The sequence below is a fragment of the Stenotrophomonas sp. NY11291 genome, from assembly GCF_023277365.1.
Classification (GTDB): domain Bacteria; phylum Pseudomonadota; class Gammaproteobacteria; order Xanthomonadales; family Xanthomonadaceae; genus Stenotrophomonas; species Stenotrophomonas geniculata.
This window is the reverse complement of record NZ_CP096975.1, coordinates 4,870,517-4,885,000: the sequence shown is the minus strand read 5'-3', so window position 1 is coordinate 4,885,000 and position 14,484 is coordinate 4,870,517. Positions and strand designations below refer to the sequence as shown.

Sequence of the window (14,484 nt, the reverse complement as noted above, 5' to 3'; positions counted from 1 at the left end):
CCCCGGAGAGGGGAGTGAAATAGAACCTGAAACCGTGTGCGTACAAGCAGTAGGAGCTCCGCAAGGAGTGACTGCGTACCTTTTGTATAATGGGTCAGCGACTTACTGTTCGTGGCAAGCTTAACCGTATAGGGGAGGCGAAGGGAAACCGAGTCTGATAAGGGCGCATAGTCGCGGGCAGTAGACCCGAAACCGGGTGATCTAGTCATGCCCAGGGTGAAGGTGCGGTAACACGCACTGGAGGCCCGAACCCACTCCCGTTGCAAAGGTAGGGGATGAGGTGTGATTAGGAGTGAAAAGCTAATCGAACCCGGAGATAGCTGGTTCTCCTCGAAAGCTATTTAGGTAGCGCCTCATATGTATCCTCTCGGGGGTAGAGCACTGTTATGGCTAGGGGGTCATCGCGACTTACCAAACCATTGCAAACTCCGAATACCGAGACGGACTGTATGGGAGACACACGGCGGGTGCTAACGTCCGTCGTGAAAAGGGAAACAACCCAGACCCACAGCTAAGGTCCCAAATTCACTGCTAAGTGGAAAACCATGTGGAAAGGCACAGACAGCCAGGAGGTTGGCTTAGAAGCAGCCACCCTTTAAAGAAAGCGTAATAGCTCACTGGTCGAGTCGGTCTGCGGGGAAGATTTAACGGGGCTAAGCAGTGAACCGAAGCTTGGGGTGCATAACTTTGTTATGCGCGGTAGAGGAGCGTTCCGTAAGCCGTTGAAGGTGGATTGAGAAGTCTGCTGGAGGTATCGGAAGTGCGAATGCTGACATGAGTAACGATAATGCGGGTGAAAAACCCGCACGCCGAAAGCCCAAGGTTTCCTTGCGCAACGTTAATCGGCGCAGGGTGAGTCGGCCCCTAAGGCGAGGACGAAAGTCGTAGTCGATGGGAAGCAGGTTAATATTCCTGCACCTCGCGTAAGTGCGATGGAGGGACGGAGAAGGTTAGGTGTACCAGGCGTTGGTTGTCCTGGGGAAAGGCGGTAGGTTTGGATCTTTGGCAAATCCGGGATCCTTTAAGACCGAGCACCGAGACGAGCCTTTATGGCGAAGTCACTGATACCACGCTTCCAGGAAAAGCTCCTAAGCTTCAGCTTACGCAGACCGTACCGTAAACCGACACAGGTGGGTAGGATGAGAATTCTCAGGCGCTTGAGAGAACTCGGGTGAAGGAACTAGGCAACATGGCACCGTAACTTCGGGAGAAGGTGCACCCTTTTTGGTGGCTCGTGCGAGCTATAGCTGAAGAGGGTCGCAGTAACCAGGCCGCTGCGACTGTTTATCAAAAACACAGCACTCTGCAAACACGAAAGTGGACGTATAGGGTGTGACGCCTGCCCGGTGCTGGAAGGTTAATTGATGGGGTCAGCCGCAAGGCGAAGCTCTTGATCGAAGCCCCAGTAAACGGCGGCCGTAACTATAACGGTCCTAAGGTAGCGAAATTCCTTGTCGGGTAAGTTCCGACCTGCACGAATGGCGTAACGACAGCGGCGCTGTCTCCACCCGAGACTCAGTGAAATTGAAATCGCTGTGAAGATGCAGCGTTCCCGTGGCAAGACGGAAAGACCCCGTGAACCTTTACTATAGCTTTACACTGAACGTTGAGTTCGTCTGTGTAGGATAGGTGGGAGGCTATGAAACCATGGCGCTAGCTGTGGCGGAGCCATCCTTGAAATACCACCCTGTCGTGCTTGACGTTCTAACCTGGGCCCATTATCTGGGTCGGGGACCGTGTATGGTGGGTAGTTTGACTGGGGCGGTCTCCTCCTAAAGAGTAACGGAGGAGCTCGAAGGTACGCTCAGCGCGGTCGGACATCGCGCACTGTGTGCAAAGGCATAAGCGTGCTTGACTGCAAGATCGACGGATCAAGCAGGTAGGAAACTAGGACTTAGTGATCCGGTGGTTCTGTATGGAAGGGCCATCGCTCAACGGATAAAAGGTACTCCGGGGATAACAGGCTGATACCGCCCAAGAGTTCATATCGACGGCGGTGTTTGGCACCTCGATGTCGGCTCATCACATCCTGGGGCTGTAGTCGGTCCCAAGGGTATGGCTGTTCGCCATTTAAAGTGGTACGCGAGCTGGGTTCAGAACGTCGTGAGACAGTTCGGTCCCTATCTGCCATGGGCGTTGGAGATTTGAGAGGGGCTGCTCCTAGTACGAGAGGACCGGAGTGGACGAACCTCTGGTGTTCCGGTTGTCACGCCAGTGGCATTGCCGGGTAGCTATGTTCGGAAGCGATAACCGCTGAAAGCATCTAAGCGGGAAGCGCGCCTCAAGATGAGATCTCCCGGGGCACAAGCCCCCTGAAGGAACCATGTAGACTACGTGGTTGATAGGTCAGGTGTGTAAGTACAGCAATGTATTGAGCTAACTGATACTAATGATCCGAGAGGCTTGACCATATAACCTCAAGTTGCCTTGGCTTTACGACAACGTCGTAAGAGCATCCAAGTGCACGCTACGTCACAAGAACTACGAGAGGCAGGCGCCTTATCCAGCTGTATTGGATGGCGACGCTCCAACCGCCTCCCTGGTGAAATTAGCGCTGTGGAACCACCCGATCCCATCCCGAACTCGGAAGTGAAACGCAGCTGCGCCGATGGTAGTGTGGCTCAAGCCATGCGAGAGTAGGTCATCGCCAGGGTTTACACCCAAAACCCCGCTGCTTGCGCAGCGGGGTTTTTCTTTGTGCGCAGGAAATACCGGGTAACGACGGCCACTGGCCGGCAGACGCGTTGATGGAACCGCCGCGAGCGGCGGCGCCAACCAAGGTTGGCGACTACCGATGGCAGAGGGATCAGCGGTAGATCCACGCCATGCGTGGATGCTCTCCGCGAGGAACCAAGGCGCCAACCAAGGTTGCCAACTAACCCACAGCAGGCCCGCGCCGCAATCGTTTGCCGAATAGGTCCACGCCGCGCGTGGATGCTCTCCGCGAGAAACCACGGCGCCAACCAGTGCGGGCCGCTACCGGCGTGACCCATCACGCACAACACGCAAAAAAACGGCGCCCCGCGGGCGCCGTCTTCATCAGGATCACCTGAAAAACGGGATCAGGCGACCAGAGCCTCCTCATGTGCTTCCTGCTGGCGGAACACCGAGACCGCCTCAGTCAGCGTCCCCGCCTGCGACTGCAGCTCACGTGCGGCAGCGGTGGCTTCTTCCACCAGCGCCGCGTTCTGCTGCGTGGCCTGATCCATCTGCACCACGGTCTGGTTGATCTGCTCGATACCGATGGACTGCTCCTGCGACGCTGCGGAAATCTCGCGCATCAGGTGGCTGACATCCTCCACGCCGCCCACAATGCCCTGCATGCGTTGGCCGGCGTCGGCCACCAGCTGGGCACCTTCGCCCACCTGCCGGCCTGCTTCGTCGATCAGCTTCTTGATCTCCTGTGCGGCCGCCGCCGAACGCTGTGCCAGCACGCGCACCTCGCTGGCCACCACGGCAAAGCCTCGGCCCTGCTCGCCGGCGCGTGCCGCCTCCACCGCTGCGTTCAACGCCAGGATATTGGTCTGGAAGGCAATGCCGTCGATGACGCCGGTGATGTCGCCGATCCGCTTCGAGGCACCTTCGATGGCCTGCATGGTATCCACCACCCGCTGCATGGCCGTGTTGCCGTCACTGGCAGCGCTCTGCGTGGAGGCGGCCAACGCACTGGCCTCACGCGCATGGGCGGCGTTCTGGCGCACGGTGGCGGTGAGTTCCTCCATCGATGCTGCAGTCTCCTGCAGGTGCGCGGCCTGGCGCTCACTGCGCTCGGACAATGCGCCGTTGCCGGCGGCAATCTCGCTGGCGGCGGTACTGATCGACGCCGCACATTCCTGGATGCGACCGACCATGCGTGCCAACTGCCCGGCCGTGGCATTGGCATCGCGCTGGATCGCAGCGAAAGCGCCGTGATACTCGCCGTGCATGCGCCGATCCAGATCACCGTTGGCCAATGCCGAGAGCATCTGCCGCACTTCGTTGACGGTGCTGCCGAGCGTATCGAGCAGCTGGTTGATGCCACCGGTCAGGCCATCGAGGAAGCTGGCACCTTCAGTGGCCTGCAGGCGCTGGTCGAGGTCACCGGCCGCTGCCGCTGCAACGATGCCGGCCACGGCGTTCTCCAGCGCGAGCTCATGGGTGCGGTCATGCCACTCCACGGCGAAGCCCAGGCGCATGCCCTGCGCGTCGAACACCGGGGTGACCACCTGGGCGAAGTGCACCGGTCCGATCTGCACCTTGCCGTTGTGCGTGACCTGCAGGCCGTTGAGGATGGCGCGGATACGGTCCGGGTTGGCATGGAAACGATGGATGCTGCTGCCGACCAGGCGTTCGGCATCGAAATCGGGGAAGGCCTGTCGCAGCGTCGCCTGCTGGTTGCGCAGCAGGGCTACCACCGAGCGGTTCACATAGCGGATCACGTGGTCGTTGTCAGCGATCATCATCGCGGTCCGCGAGGCATCCAGCGCCTGGCGGATCTGCGCGTTCTCGGCATGGGCCGCCGCCTCGCGTCCACGCTGTGCCTGCACGTGGCGTGCGGTGTCGGCCAGGGCGTGGGCGAGTGAACCCGGTGCATAGGCGCTGGTGTCGGCATGTGCACCAAGATCGGCACCGGTGGCGATGTCACGTGCCAGCGCGGCAAGCCGATGCGGGCCATGGCCAAGGGCCTCGGTCTGCTGCCGAAGGCGCAGTGCGACCTGGCCGAGGAACAAGGTCAGGCCCGCGAACATGCCGGCCTGCAGCAGCGTTGGCCACGCGGCAGCGCCCGCCTGCAGCGGTGCCAGCAGCGCGAGCGTGCCGACGCCACCGACCAGCCACACCGGAAGGCGATCGCGGTGGCCCAGCAGCACGCCCAGCAGCAGGGCAATCGGCAACGCCGGTGACAGGCCGGCGATCGCGCACAACACGGCCAGCTGCAGCGACAACAGCAATGCCAAGCCGTTGCGGGCGACGGCCCGGCCCGCCTGCGGTCCGCCGAACCACGCGGCTGGCAGCACGGCGACGGCCACCAACGCGGCGGCCTGCAGCTGCGGACCCCGCAGGGCCAGCACCAGGCCAGCCAGGGCCAGGACCGCGCTGCCGATCAGCAGGCGGCGGTCAGCGCGGCGGGCGAGCTGCTGCAGATGCGGCAGTCGGGCGGTATCGGGGGGACGGGAGAATGCAACGGACATCGGCGACTCCTGGATCAGCAAACGACAACGGCCACGCCGCGGCGCACGCAGGAGTGCGTGACCAGGGCGCGAGCCGGGAATTCGGGGAATGCGACGCGATCAGCGACGCGGAGACGGGACACCGTGACCACATCCTGTGGGTGGCGGTGCAATGGAGCGGGCATGCGGACTTCCTTGCAGAACCAGACACACGCCGCAGGTCCGACCGGACCTGCGTGCTGCGGACGCAAGGGCCCGCAACTGATGTATCGGCCGCAGACGCGCAGAGTGAAGCGCGCCGGTGCCTGCGCTCAGCCGCCGTTGTCGTTGTTGAAGAAGTGCAGGATCACATCTGCGATCTGTTCCGGATCTTCCATGTGCAGGTGATGGTTGCCGGCAAACACCGCCAGACGGCCATTGCGCAGGTGCTGCAGGCGATCACTGCGCATCGGCTCGGGATAGTAGGACTGTGCCGGCGTGGCGTAGATCACCTGCGTCGGGCAGGCAATGGCCTGCAGCAGGTTGTCGATCTGGCCTTCGCTGAGGCGGATCGCAGTGGGCAGCATCAGGCGCGGGTCGCTGCACCAGCGGTAGCCGCCTTCGACAGGCTCGACGCCGCGCTCGACCAGCAGCCGTGCACAGCGTTCGCTGAGCTGGTTGGTCATCATCCGCGCGCGGATCGGCGCGGCGAGGTCGGGGAACACGCGCAACTGCTTTCGCGCCAGCCCACGCGTGGCATTCACATGCTCGCGCAGGCGGTTGGCGGTCTCTTCTTCGGGACCACGCAGGCCGCCGAGTGCTTCGATCGCCACCAGCCGTTCGACCCGATCACTGACCGAGGCGGTGAGGCTGGCGATGCCGGCGCCCATCGAATGGCCGAGCAGGTTGAAGCGGTCCCAGCCCAGTGCATCGGCGACATCGAGTACGTGGCAGATCGCGGCGGCCGTGGTGTAGCTGGCACCCGCCGGCAGATGCGCGCTGTGGCCGTGACCGGGCAGGTCGATCGCCACCAATTGCAGCGACGACAGATGCGGCGCCAGCGGCACGAAGCTGGCCGCGTTGTCGAGCCAGCCATGCAGGGCCAACACGCGCGGGCCGTCGCCGTGGTTGCGCAGGCCGGCGACGCGCGCGCCACCGACCTCCAGTTCAAACGGCTGCAGACTCATGCCAGCGAGGCCACGGCCAGCCGCGCCAGGGCGCGAGCGTGTTCCGGATCGGCGTTGAGGCACGGGATGTAGCGCATCGTCGCGCCGCGCTCGGCCAGCGTCTCGGTGAACCCCAGCGCCACTTCCTCCAGCGTTTCCAGGCAATCGGTGGCAAAGCCCGGGCAGACAACGTCGATCTGCTTCACGCCGGATTCGGCCAGCGCCCACAGGCTGGGTTCGGCATAGGGCTGCAGCCAGCGCTCGCGGCCAAACCGCGACTGGTAACCCATCTGCCACTCGTCCCTGCCCAGTTCCAGTGCCCTGGCGATGGCCTGTGCACTGGCCTCGCAGCGCTGCGGATACGGATCGCCTGCATCGGCCAGGCGCTGCGGGATGCCGTGGAAGGAGAACATCAGCTTCTGGCCGCGACCGTGCTGTTCCCAGTAGCGGCGGATCGAGCCGGCCACGGCCTCGACCCAGCCCGGATCGACCGAGTAGTCGCGCACCAGGCTGACGGTTACGCCCGGGTTGCGGCGCTGCCACGCATCGACGCGGTCTTCGACCGAGGCGGTGGTGGTGGTGGAGTACTGCGGGTACAACGGCAGCACGACGATGCGACGCGCGCCTTCGGCGGCGAGGCGGTCGAGCTCGCTGGCCAGGGCGGGTTCGCCATAGCGCATCGCATGGCGAACCTTCAGGGTCGGCAGCAGGGCCTGCATCGCCTGCGCCAGCTGCCGGGTGTGCACCATCAGCGGTGAGCCGTCGGGCAGCCAGACCTGGGCGTACTTGGCCGCCGAACGGCCGCTGCGCAGCGGCAGGATCAGTCCGCGCAGCAGCGGCTGCCACAGCAGTGCCGGGATCGAGACCACGCGGGGGTCGGACAGGAATTCAGCCAGGTAACGGCGTACGGCGGGGGCCGTCGGCGTCTCGGGCGTGCCTAGGTTGACCGCCAGCACGGCGGTATCGGGTGCGTCGAGCATGGGCGGTATTGTCGCCGATCCGGCGCCGTGCCGGGATGCAGGGTTCGGATTGCAGGGATAGCGTGCGTCAATGTGAGCAGGGAACGCTCATTGGAGATTCATGACAACACTACTAATTTCAGTCACTTGCTATATCTTCCTATGGACTGACTTCTGGAGCCTGCCATGCGTCGCCCGATCCAAGCCCTGCTGATCGCCGCCAGCCTGCTGTCCAGCCAGGCCATGGCCGGACCGCAGGAAGACCAGCGTGCCCGCAATGCCGTGCGCGTGCTGGCTGAAATCCAGGAAATCCCTGAACAGGGCATTCCGGACAAATTGCTCGACGAAGGCCGCGCGGTCATCGTCATTCCCGACACGATCAAGGCCGGTCTGGTCATTGGCGGTCGCCGTGGCCACGGCCTGATGTCGGTGCGCATGCCCAATGGCGCCTGGTCCAATCCGGTGTTCGTGAAGCTCACTGGCGGCAGCATCGGCTTCCAGGCCGGTGTGCAGTCCTCCGATGTGGTGCTGGTGTTCCGCAACGACCGCAGCCTGGACAATCTGGTCAACGGCAAGTTCACGCTGGGCGCCGATGCCGGTGTCGCCGCCGGCCCGGTCGGCCGCAATGCCGCCGCTGCCACCGACGGCCAGCTGAAGGCCGAGATCTGGTCCTGGTCGCGCGCACGCGGCCTGTTCGCCGGTGTCGCGCTGGATGGTGCGGTGCTGCAGATCGATGATGCCGCCAATCTGGATGCATACGGCAGCAACACCACACCGCGCATGATCTTCGAAGGCCGCGCCGCCGGTTCGCCGTCGATGGATGTGGTCGCCTTCCGCGATCGCCTGGAAGAGGCCACCTACGCCGCGCGCAACAACCGCAGCGGCAACGGCGGCAGCGCCCCGCGTCCGGCAGCGGCCCCGGCGGTTGCTCCCGCGCCTGTTCAGGCAGCGCCGGCCGCCCCAGCCGAGGCCACCACCGCGCCGCTGCAGAACGTGCCGCAGAACCCGCCGCCGCAGCAGCAGGGTTTCCAGCCGGTCAACGACGGCGAAATCCGCACGGAAACGCTGGGCGGAAACTGACTTTCGTCACGCGCGCCGGCTAACACCCGGTGCGCTATGCTCGACAGCCTGATCACTAACGTAACGAGCGTCTTTATGGGCAGTTTCAGCATCTGGCATTGGTTGGTCGTGCTGGCCATCGTCCTGCTGGTGTTCGGCACCAAGCGCCTGACCAGCGGCGCCAAGGATCTCGGTTCGGCGGTCAAGGAATTCAAGAAGGGCATGCGCGACGAAGACAAGCCGAACGCGCAGCTGGGCGATGAGTCGCGCAGCCAGGACGCCTCGCGCACTGCGCAGGACGAGCACGACCGTAACGCTCGCTGATCCGGAGCGGTTGCGGTGTTCGATATCGGCTTCAGCGAACTGCTGGTGATTGCAGTGGTCGCCCTGGTGGTGCTCGGTCCCGAGCGCCTGCCCAAGGCGGCCCGCTTCGCCGGCCTGTGGGTGCGTCGTGCCCGCAATCAGTGGGATTCGGTGAAACAGGAACTGGAGCGCGAACTGCAGGCCGAGGACATCAAGCGGCAGATGCAGGACGTGCGCCAGGGCATGCAGGACACCGAGAACCAGCTGCGCGCCAGCGGTGAAGCGATCCGTCGCGAAGCGCAGGAGGCCCAGCAGCAGGGCGATACGCTGGCGCAGGAGGTTCGCGCACCGGCGCCTGCGGATCTGCCGCCGCATATGAGCGCTGCGCCCGATGCCGATGCGCCGGCACAGGAGAGCGTTGCTCCCGAGCCGACGCCGGCGACACCCCCTGAAGCCGGTGCGCCGCCGCCGCAGAGCACGGAGCGCCAGCCATGAGTGAACAGGATTTCGGCGAAAGCTCGCTGGTCGAACATCTGGTGGAACTGCGCGGCCGCCTGGTGCGCGCATTGCTGGGCCTGGGCGTGGTGCTGCTGGCCCTGCTGCCGTTTACCCAGAAGCTGTACAACGCGCTGGCCGAACCGCTGGTGTCGCAGCTGCCGAACGGGCAGACGATGATCGCCACCAACCCGGCCGGTGCCTTCTTCGCACCGTTGAAGCTGACCTTCTTCGTGGCCCTGTTCGTGGCGGTGCCTTGGCTGCTGTACCAGCTGTGGGCGTTCGTTGCCCCGGGCCTGTATGCGCGTGAGAAGCGCCTGGCGGTGCCGTTGCTGGTGTCGTCGGTACTGCTGTTCTACACCGGCTGCGCCTTCGCCTACTTCCTGGTGCTGCCGGCGGTGTTCCATTTTCTGACCACCTTCAGCCCGGACGTGATTGCGATCACTCCGGATGCGAATGCCTACCTGGATTTCGTGCTGGCGATCTTCTTCGCTTTCGGCGGCAGTTTCGAACTGCCGGTGGCGATGGTGATCCTGGTGCTGCTCGGCTGGGTGACGCCGCAGCAGTTCAAGGAAGGCCGCGGTTACGCGATCGTTGGCATCTTTGTGGTGGCGGCGGTGCTGACCCCGCCGGACGTGGTGTCGCAGCTGATGCTGGCGATCCCGATGTGCCTGCTGTACGAGCTGGGCATCCACGCCGCACGCTGGCTGGTGCCGTCGTCGGTAGTGAAGAAACCCGCCGCCTGATGCGGTAGCGCCGGGCCATGCCCGGCGTGCCGGGTTCGATGTGATGCCACCGCCGGGCATGGCCCGGCGCTACCGGTGGGTCAGGCGTGGAACACGTCGCTCGAGGTCGGCGTGGTCGGAATCGGCGGCGCCGCGCGGCTGCCGCGGTGCACGAACATCTGCTTCCACGCGGCGTAGACCGCGCCGACATACAGCGGCATCAGCACCGTGGTCAGCACCAGCTGGGCGATGAAGGCCGCGGCCAGCGGGCCACCGATCAGCATCGCGATCTGGATCACGATCACGAACAGGATGTACATGCAGAACGCGGCGATCAGGCCGAGTGCGGCGAACACGAACATCGCGCCGATGTTCTCGATGCAGCCCTGCAGGCTCAGGCGCAGCGCATGCATGCCGCTCTGCTTGTCGAACACGACCAGCGCCGGCTGGGTGAACATCGCCAGCGACAGCGCCACCGCGCTCAGGAACACCAGCAGCATCCACAGCGCGATGCGCTTGGCCGGCAGGTTGGCGACCAGCGCCGCTGCATCGTCCGGCTTGATCTGCTGGCCACTGCGGCTGATCTCTTCCATCTTGGTCATGACCTCGCTGAAGGCGGTGAAGCCCTCGCGGCCGATCATCAGGAACAGCAGCGCGCCCAGCAGCAGCACCGCCAGCACCTGGATCGCCAGCGGCACCAGCAGGTGGCTGACGCGGTGGTCGCGGATCGGCTGCAGCAGGTGCGAGGCCAGGCCCGGGCGGCCTTCGTCGATCTCGCCCACGGCATACAGCATGCCGCCGAACATGATCGGCGAGATGGCCAGGGTCATCAGCTGTACGGCCATGCCGGCGGCGCCGGGAATCAGCGTCGACAGCAAGGTCACCACCCAGCTCACCAGCAGCCAGGTCAGGCCGATCCGGGCCAGCTGCAGCGGCGCACGCCGGTACAGCGAGAACGTATCCAGCAACCACTGGGCGCCCGCCGAAGCCGGCAGCTTGCGAATCTCTTTCATGGACATCCGGGAAGGACAGGAGGGGCCGGGCGGCTGCCCGTGCCGCCGATTATCCCTGTTTTGCCGCCGGCTGGGCTGAAGACAGCCGCGCCTGGCGGACGAAGCGGCGCAACAGCTGGCGGGCCAGCGGCGCGGCGCTGACCGCACGCTCGATGCTGCGGGCACAACCGCCGTGGCGACCGATGCAGTCGGCACGGGCGCGCACGTAGCCGCGCATGTGGTGGGTGGCGAATTCCGGATGGAACTGCACGCCCCAGGCCTGGCGGCCCCAGCGGAAGGCATGGCAGCCGTCCAGTGGTGAGCGTGCCAGCACTTCGGCGCCATCAGGTGCGCGCAGCACGGTCTGCAGATGGGTGGCATGGGCGGCGAAATGCTGCGGCAGGCCCTGGAACAGCGGGTCCTGCGCCGCCTGCGGCTGCAGTTCCAGCTCGATCGTGCCCGATTCCCGCCCGGCCGGGTTGTAGGCCACCTCGCCACCCAGCGCGTGTGCCAGCAGCTGGTGGCCGTAGCAGATGCCGAACACCGGCAGATCGTCGTGGGCGGTCTGGCGCAGCCATGCGGCGCTGCGCTCACTCCATTCGGCGTGGTCGGTGACGAAGGCGGCCGAGCCGGTCACCAGCACGCCAGCGAACGCATGTGGGTCGGGCAGAGCGCCACCGTGTTCGACATCGACCACCACCGTCTCGTGTTCTTCCAGCCCGGCGGCGACCCGGATCCAGTGCGGAAAGCGCCCGTAGCGTCGCAGCGACGGTACCGGGCGGCCGGTTTCAAGGATCAGGAACGGGGCTGGGTTCATCCGGGGGCGGCAGGACTGACAGGACTTCCTCGATTGTAGTCAGCCCCTGCGCCACCTTTTCAAGCCCGGCCTGGCGCAGGGTTCGCAGCCCTTCAGCCCGTGCGGCCCGGCTGAAACCGGCCAGATCCATGTCGGCACGGATCTGCCCGCGCAGCCGCGAGCCCAATGGCAGCAACTCATACAGCCCGATGCGGCCAAGGAATCCGGTGCGCCGGCACTCCAGGCAACCGACCGGCCGACAGGGCGTGGCGGCATCTGGATATGCAGCATGGCTATCAGCCAGCACCGCCCAATCGGCGGCGCCGAGGCTGTGCGGCTGCTTGCAGTGCGGGCACAGCGTGCGCACCAGGCGCTGGGCGAGGATGCCGTTGAGGGTGCTGGCCAGCAGGTAATGCGGCACGCCCAGGTCGAGCAGGCGGGTGACCGCCGACGGCGCATCGTTGGTATGCAGGGTGGACAGCACCAGGTGGCCGGTCAGCGAGGCCTGTACCGCCATCTGCGCCGTTTCCAGGTCGCGGATCTCGCCGATCATGATGATGTCCGGGTCCTGCCGCAGCAGGGTGCGCACGCCGCTGGCGAAGTCCAGGTCGATGTTGGTTTGCACCTGCATCTGGTTGAATTCGGGCGCGATCATCTCGATCGGGTCCTCTACTGTGCAGACGTTCACGTCCGGCGTCGCCAGCCGCTTCAGCGTGGAATACAGGGTGGTGGTCTTGCCCGAGCCGGTCGGGCCGGTCACCAGCACGATGCCGTGCGGGCGCTCGACCAGCGCATTCCAGCCGGCAGCCTCTTGCGGGCTGAAACCGAGCTGGTCGATGCTCTTGAAGGCAGCATCGGGGTCGAAGATGCGCATCACGCACTTCTCGCCGAAGGCGGTGGGCATGGTCGACAGGCGCATCTCGACTTCGCGGCCGCCCGGCGAGCGGGTCTTGATGCGGCCGTCCTGTGGGCGCCGGCGCTCGGCCAGGTCCATGCGGCCGAGCACCTTGATGCGGCTGACCACGGCGGTCATCACCGCCGGCGGTACCTCGAACACCTTGTGCAGCACGCCGTCGATGCGGAAGCGCATGCGCCCCATCTCGCGGCGTGGCTCCAGGTGGATGTCCGAGGCGCGCTGTTCGTAGGCGTACTGCAGCAGCCAGTCGACGATGTGCACGATGTGCTGGTCGTCGGCATTGACGTCGCCGGTGCGGCCCAGCTCCACCAGCTGCTCGAAGCTGGGCAGGGTGGTGTTGGCCTCGCCACGCACGTCGCCACGGGCGCCGCGCACCGAGCGGGTCACCCCGTAGAACTCCATGGTGTAGCGGTGCAGGTCCAGCGGGTTGACCACCGCCAGTTCGATGCGGCGGCGGGTCAGGTGCTGCAGGTCGCGGCGCCATTCCTGCACCAGTGGCTCGCTGGTGGCCACCAGCACGCGCTCGGCATCCACCGCCAGCGGCAGGAAACGGTGGCGGCGCGCGTAGGCGTGGGAGACCAGCGCGGTCACCGCAGCGACGTCGACCCGGGTCGGGTCGATGCGCAGGTAGCGGCTGCCGGTACGCCGGGCCAGCCACTCGGTGAGGCGCTCCAGGGTCAGTTCGCCGCCGCCGGTGGCGGCCAGCTTGAGGTTGGACAGCAGTACCAGCGGATGCACTTCACTGGCGTTGCGTGCGCCCTGCGCGGAAAACCGCATGCGCTCGAGGTCCTGCTCGGCCACCAGGTCATCGGCGACCAGGGCCGCGGCAATCTGCTCGAAATGCAGCCGTCCCCAGGGCAGCGGGACGCCGCCCGCCTCGCCGGGCGTGCCTGCCGGCAGCCGATGTTCCATCTGCCTGCTCCTCCCGGGTACGGAATGCCCCGCAGGTCGGCCGTTATACTAGCGCACCCCCTTGCCGGCCAAGACTCGTACGCATGTCCGCGACCCCGACCGTTCCGATCACCTTCCAGGGACTGATCCAGACCCTGAACCAGTTCTGGGCCCAGCAGGGCTGCGTGCTCATCCAGCCGCTCGACCTGGAGGTGGGTGCCGGTACCTTCCACCCGGCCACCTTCCTGCGTGCGATCGGGCCGGAAAGCTGGAACGCGGCCTACGTGCAGCCGTCGCGACGCCCGACCGACGGCCGTTACGGCGAGAACCCGAACCGCCTGCAGCGCTACTACCAGTACCAGGTGGCGATGAAGCCGGCGCCGGACAACATCCAGCAGCTGTACCTGGATTCGCTGAAGGCACTGGGCATCGATCCGCTGGTGCACGACCTGCGCTTCGTGGAAGACAACTGGGAATCGCCGACCCTGGGCGCCTGGGGCCTGGGCTGGGAAGTCTGGCTCAATGGCATGGAAGTGACCCAGTTCACCTACTTCCAGCAGGCCGGTGGCCTGGAATGCCGCCCGGTGCTGGGCGAGATCACCTACGGTCTCGAGCGCCTGTGCATGTACCTGCAGAACTGCGACAACGTCTACGACCTGGTCTGGACCTACGGCCCGGACGGCCAGCCGGTGACCTACGGTGACGTCTACCACCAGAACGAGGTGGAGCAGAGCACCTACAACTTCGAATACGCCGACGTGGAAGAGCTGTTCCACCGTTTCGACGCCTGCGAGCGTGAAGCGCAGAAGCTGGTGGAAGTGAACCTGCCGCTGCCGGCCTACGAGCAGGTGATGAAGGCCAGCCACACCTTCAACCTGCTCGATGCACGCCGTGCGATCAGCGTGACCGAGCGCCAGCGCTACATCCTGCGCGTGCGCGCGCTGGCCCAGGCGGTGGCCAAGGCGTACTACGAGCAGCGCGAGAAGCTGGGCTTCCCGGGCGCGAAGAAGGCCTGACGGCCGCTCCCTCCCTCTCTCAACTTCCGGGGCGCCGGAC

Annotated in this window: 11 protein-coding genes and 2 rRNA genes (1 of these 13 running past the window's edge); 7 read left to right on the top strand and 6 right to left on the bottom strand. The window is 65.3% G+C overall.

Annotated elements, in window-relative coordinates; all coding sequences use genetic code 11:
* Positions 1-2,411: ribosomal RNA gene (locus tag M1L61_RS22780) — 23S ribosomal RNA — on the top strand; it begins 473 nt to the left of the window's first position.
* A gap of 127 nt (positions 2,412-2,538) precedes the next feature.
* Positions 2,539-2,653 (top strand): 5S ribosomal RNA (rrf, locus tag M1L61_RS22775).
* 409 nt (positions 2,654-3,062) lie between these two features.
* Here rrf and M1L61_RS22770 read toward each other — a convergent pair.
* The 3 genes from M1L61_RS22770 to hemH form a co-directional block, all read right to left on the bottom strand.
* On the bottom strand, positions 3,063-5,168 hold the full coding sequence (locus M1L61_RS22770) for a methyl-accepting chemotaxis protein (RefSeq protein WP_248854153.1): 2,106 nt from the start codon (positions 5,166-5,168) through the stop codon (positions 3,063-3,065).
* 290 nt (positions 5,169-5,458) lie between these two features.
* A complete protein-coding gene (locus M1L61_RS22765) occupies positions 5,459-6,313 on the bottom strand; it encodes an alpha/beta hydrolase (RefSeq protein WP_010482418.1) in 855 nt (284 codons plus the stop codon).
* Entirely contained in the window at positions 6,310-7,272 is a 963-nt protein-coding gene (gene hemH, locus M1L61_RS22760) for a ferrochelatase (RefSeq protein WP_019337950.1), read from the bottom strand. The genes M1L61_RS22765 and hemH overlap by 4 nt, the downstream gene beginning before the upstream one ends.
* A gap of 165 nt (positions 7,273-7,437) precedes the next feature.
* Between hemH and M1L61_RS22755 the strand changes: the two genes are divergently transcribed.
* The 4 genes from M1L61_RS22755 to tatC all read left to right on the top strand — a co-directional run bounded on the left by M1L61_RS22755 (position 7,438) and on the right by tatC (position 9,854).
* Positions 7,438-8,331: a YSC84-related protein gene (locus tag M1L61_RS22755; protein WP_010482416.1), complete on the top strand. Its 894-nt coding sequence runs from the start codon at positions 7,438-7,440 to the stop codon at positions 8,329-8,331.
* A gap of 75 nt (positions 8,332-8,406) precedes the next feature.
* On the top strand, positions 8,407-8,634 hold the full coding sequence (gene tatA / locus M1L61_RS22750) for a Sec-independent protein translocase subunit TatA (protein ID WP_005420453.1): 228 nt from the start codon (positions 8,407-8,409) through the stop codon (positions 8,632-8,634).
* Between the two features lie 15 nt (positions 8,635-8,649).
* The gene (tatB, locus tag M1L61_RS22745; protein ID WP_010482411.1) at positions 8,650-9,108 is read left to right on the top strand and encodes a Sec-independent protein translocase protein TatB; all 459 of its coding nucleotides are present in this window, start codon (positions 8,650-8,652) and stop codon (positions 9,106-9,108) included.
* Positions 9,105-9,854, top strand: a complete 750-nt coding sequence (gene tatC, locus M1L61_RS22740) for a twin-arginine translocase subunit TatC (protein WP_010482410.1) — start codon at positions 9,105-9,107, stop codon at positions 9,852-9,854. Before tatB ends, tatC begins: the two co-directional genes overlap by 4 nt.
* Positions 9,855-9,934: 80 nt before the next feature.
* On the opposite strand, the gene M1L61_RS22735 is transcribed toward tatC, so the two are convergent.
* The 3 genes from M1L61_RS22735 to M1L61_RS22725 are packed head-to-tail and all read right to left on the bottom strand — an operon-like array spanning position 9,935 to position 13,449.
* Entirely contained in the window at positions 9,935-10,846 is a 912-nt protein-coding gene (locus M1L61_RS22735; protein WP_010482409.1) for a BPSS1780 family membrane protein, read from the bottom strand.
* Positions 10,847-10,895: 49 nt separating this feature from the next.
* The gene (locus M1L61_RS22730) at positions 10,896-11,642 is read right to left on the bottom strand and encodes a glutamine amidotransferase (RefSeq protein ID WP_010482408.1); all 747 of its coding nucleotides are present in this window, start codon (positions 11,640-11,642) and stop codon (positions 10,896-10,898) included.
* Entirely contained in the window at positions 11,614-13,449 is a 1,836-nt protein-coding gene (locus M1L61_RS22725) for a GspE/PulE family protein (RefSeq protein WP_248854152.1), read from the bottom strand. The genes M1L61_RS22730 and M1L61_RS22725 overlap by 29 nt, the downstream gene beginning before the upstream one ends.
* Positions 13,450-13,532: 83 nt before the next feature.
* On the opposite strand from M1L61_RS22725, the gene glyQ reads away from it, so the two are divergent.
* Complete coding sequence (gene glyQ / locus M1L61_RS22720; protein WP_019337946.1) at positions 13,533-14,444, top strand: glycine--tRNA ligase subunit alpha; 912 nt, start codon at positions 13,533-13,535, stop codon at positions 14,442-14,444.
* Positions 14,445-14,484: the final 40 nt, after the last annotated feature.

Bases quoted from the DNA above. Each gene is read 5' to 3' on its own strand.
- tatC (WP_010482410.1), top strand. From the start codon at position 9,105: ATGAGTGAACAGGATTTCGGCGAAAGCTCGCTGGTCGAACATCTGGTG.
- hemH (WP_019337950.1), bottom strand. From the start codon at position 7,272: ATGCTCGACGCACCCGATACCGCCGTGCTGGCGGTCAACCTAGGCACG.
- M1L61_RS22770 (WP_248854153.1), bottom strand. From the start codon at position 5,168: ATGTCCGTTGCATTCTCCCGTCCCCCCGATACCGCCCGACTGCCGCAT.
- M1L61_RS22765 (WP_010482418.1), bottom strand. From the start codon at position 6,313: ATGAGTCTGCAGCCGTTTGAACTGGAGGTCGGTGGCGCGCGCGTCGCC.
- M1L61_RS22755 (WP_010482416.1), top strand. From the start codon at position 7,438: ATGCGTCGCCCGATCCAAGCCCTGCTGATCGCCGCCAGCCTGCTGTCC.
- M1L61_RS22735 (WP_010482409.1), bottom strand. From the start codon at position 10,846: ATGAAAGAGATTCGCAAGCTGCCGGCTTCGGCGGGCGCCCAGTGGTTG.
- glyQ (WP_019337946.1), top strand. From the start codon at position 13,533: ATGTCCGCGACCCCGACCGTTCCGATCACCTTCCAGGGACTGATCCAG.
- tatA (WP_005420453.1), top strand. From the start codon at position 8,407: ATGGGCAGTTTCAGCATCTGGCATTGGTTGGTCGTGCTGGCCATCGTC.
- M1L61_RS22725 (WP_248854152.1), bottom strand. From the start codon at position 13,449: ATGGAACATCGGCTGCCGGCAGGCACGCCCGGCGAGGCGGGCGGCGTC.
- M1L61_RS22730 (WP_010482408.1), bottom strand. From the start codon at position 11,642: ATGAACCCAGCCCCGTTCCTGATCCTTGAAACCGGCCGCCCGGTACCG.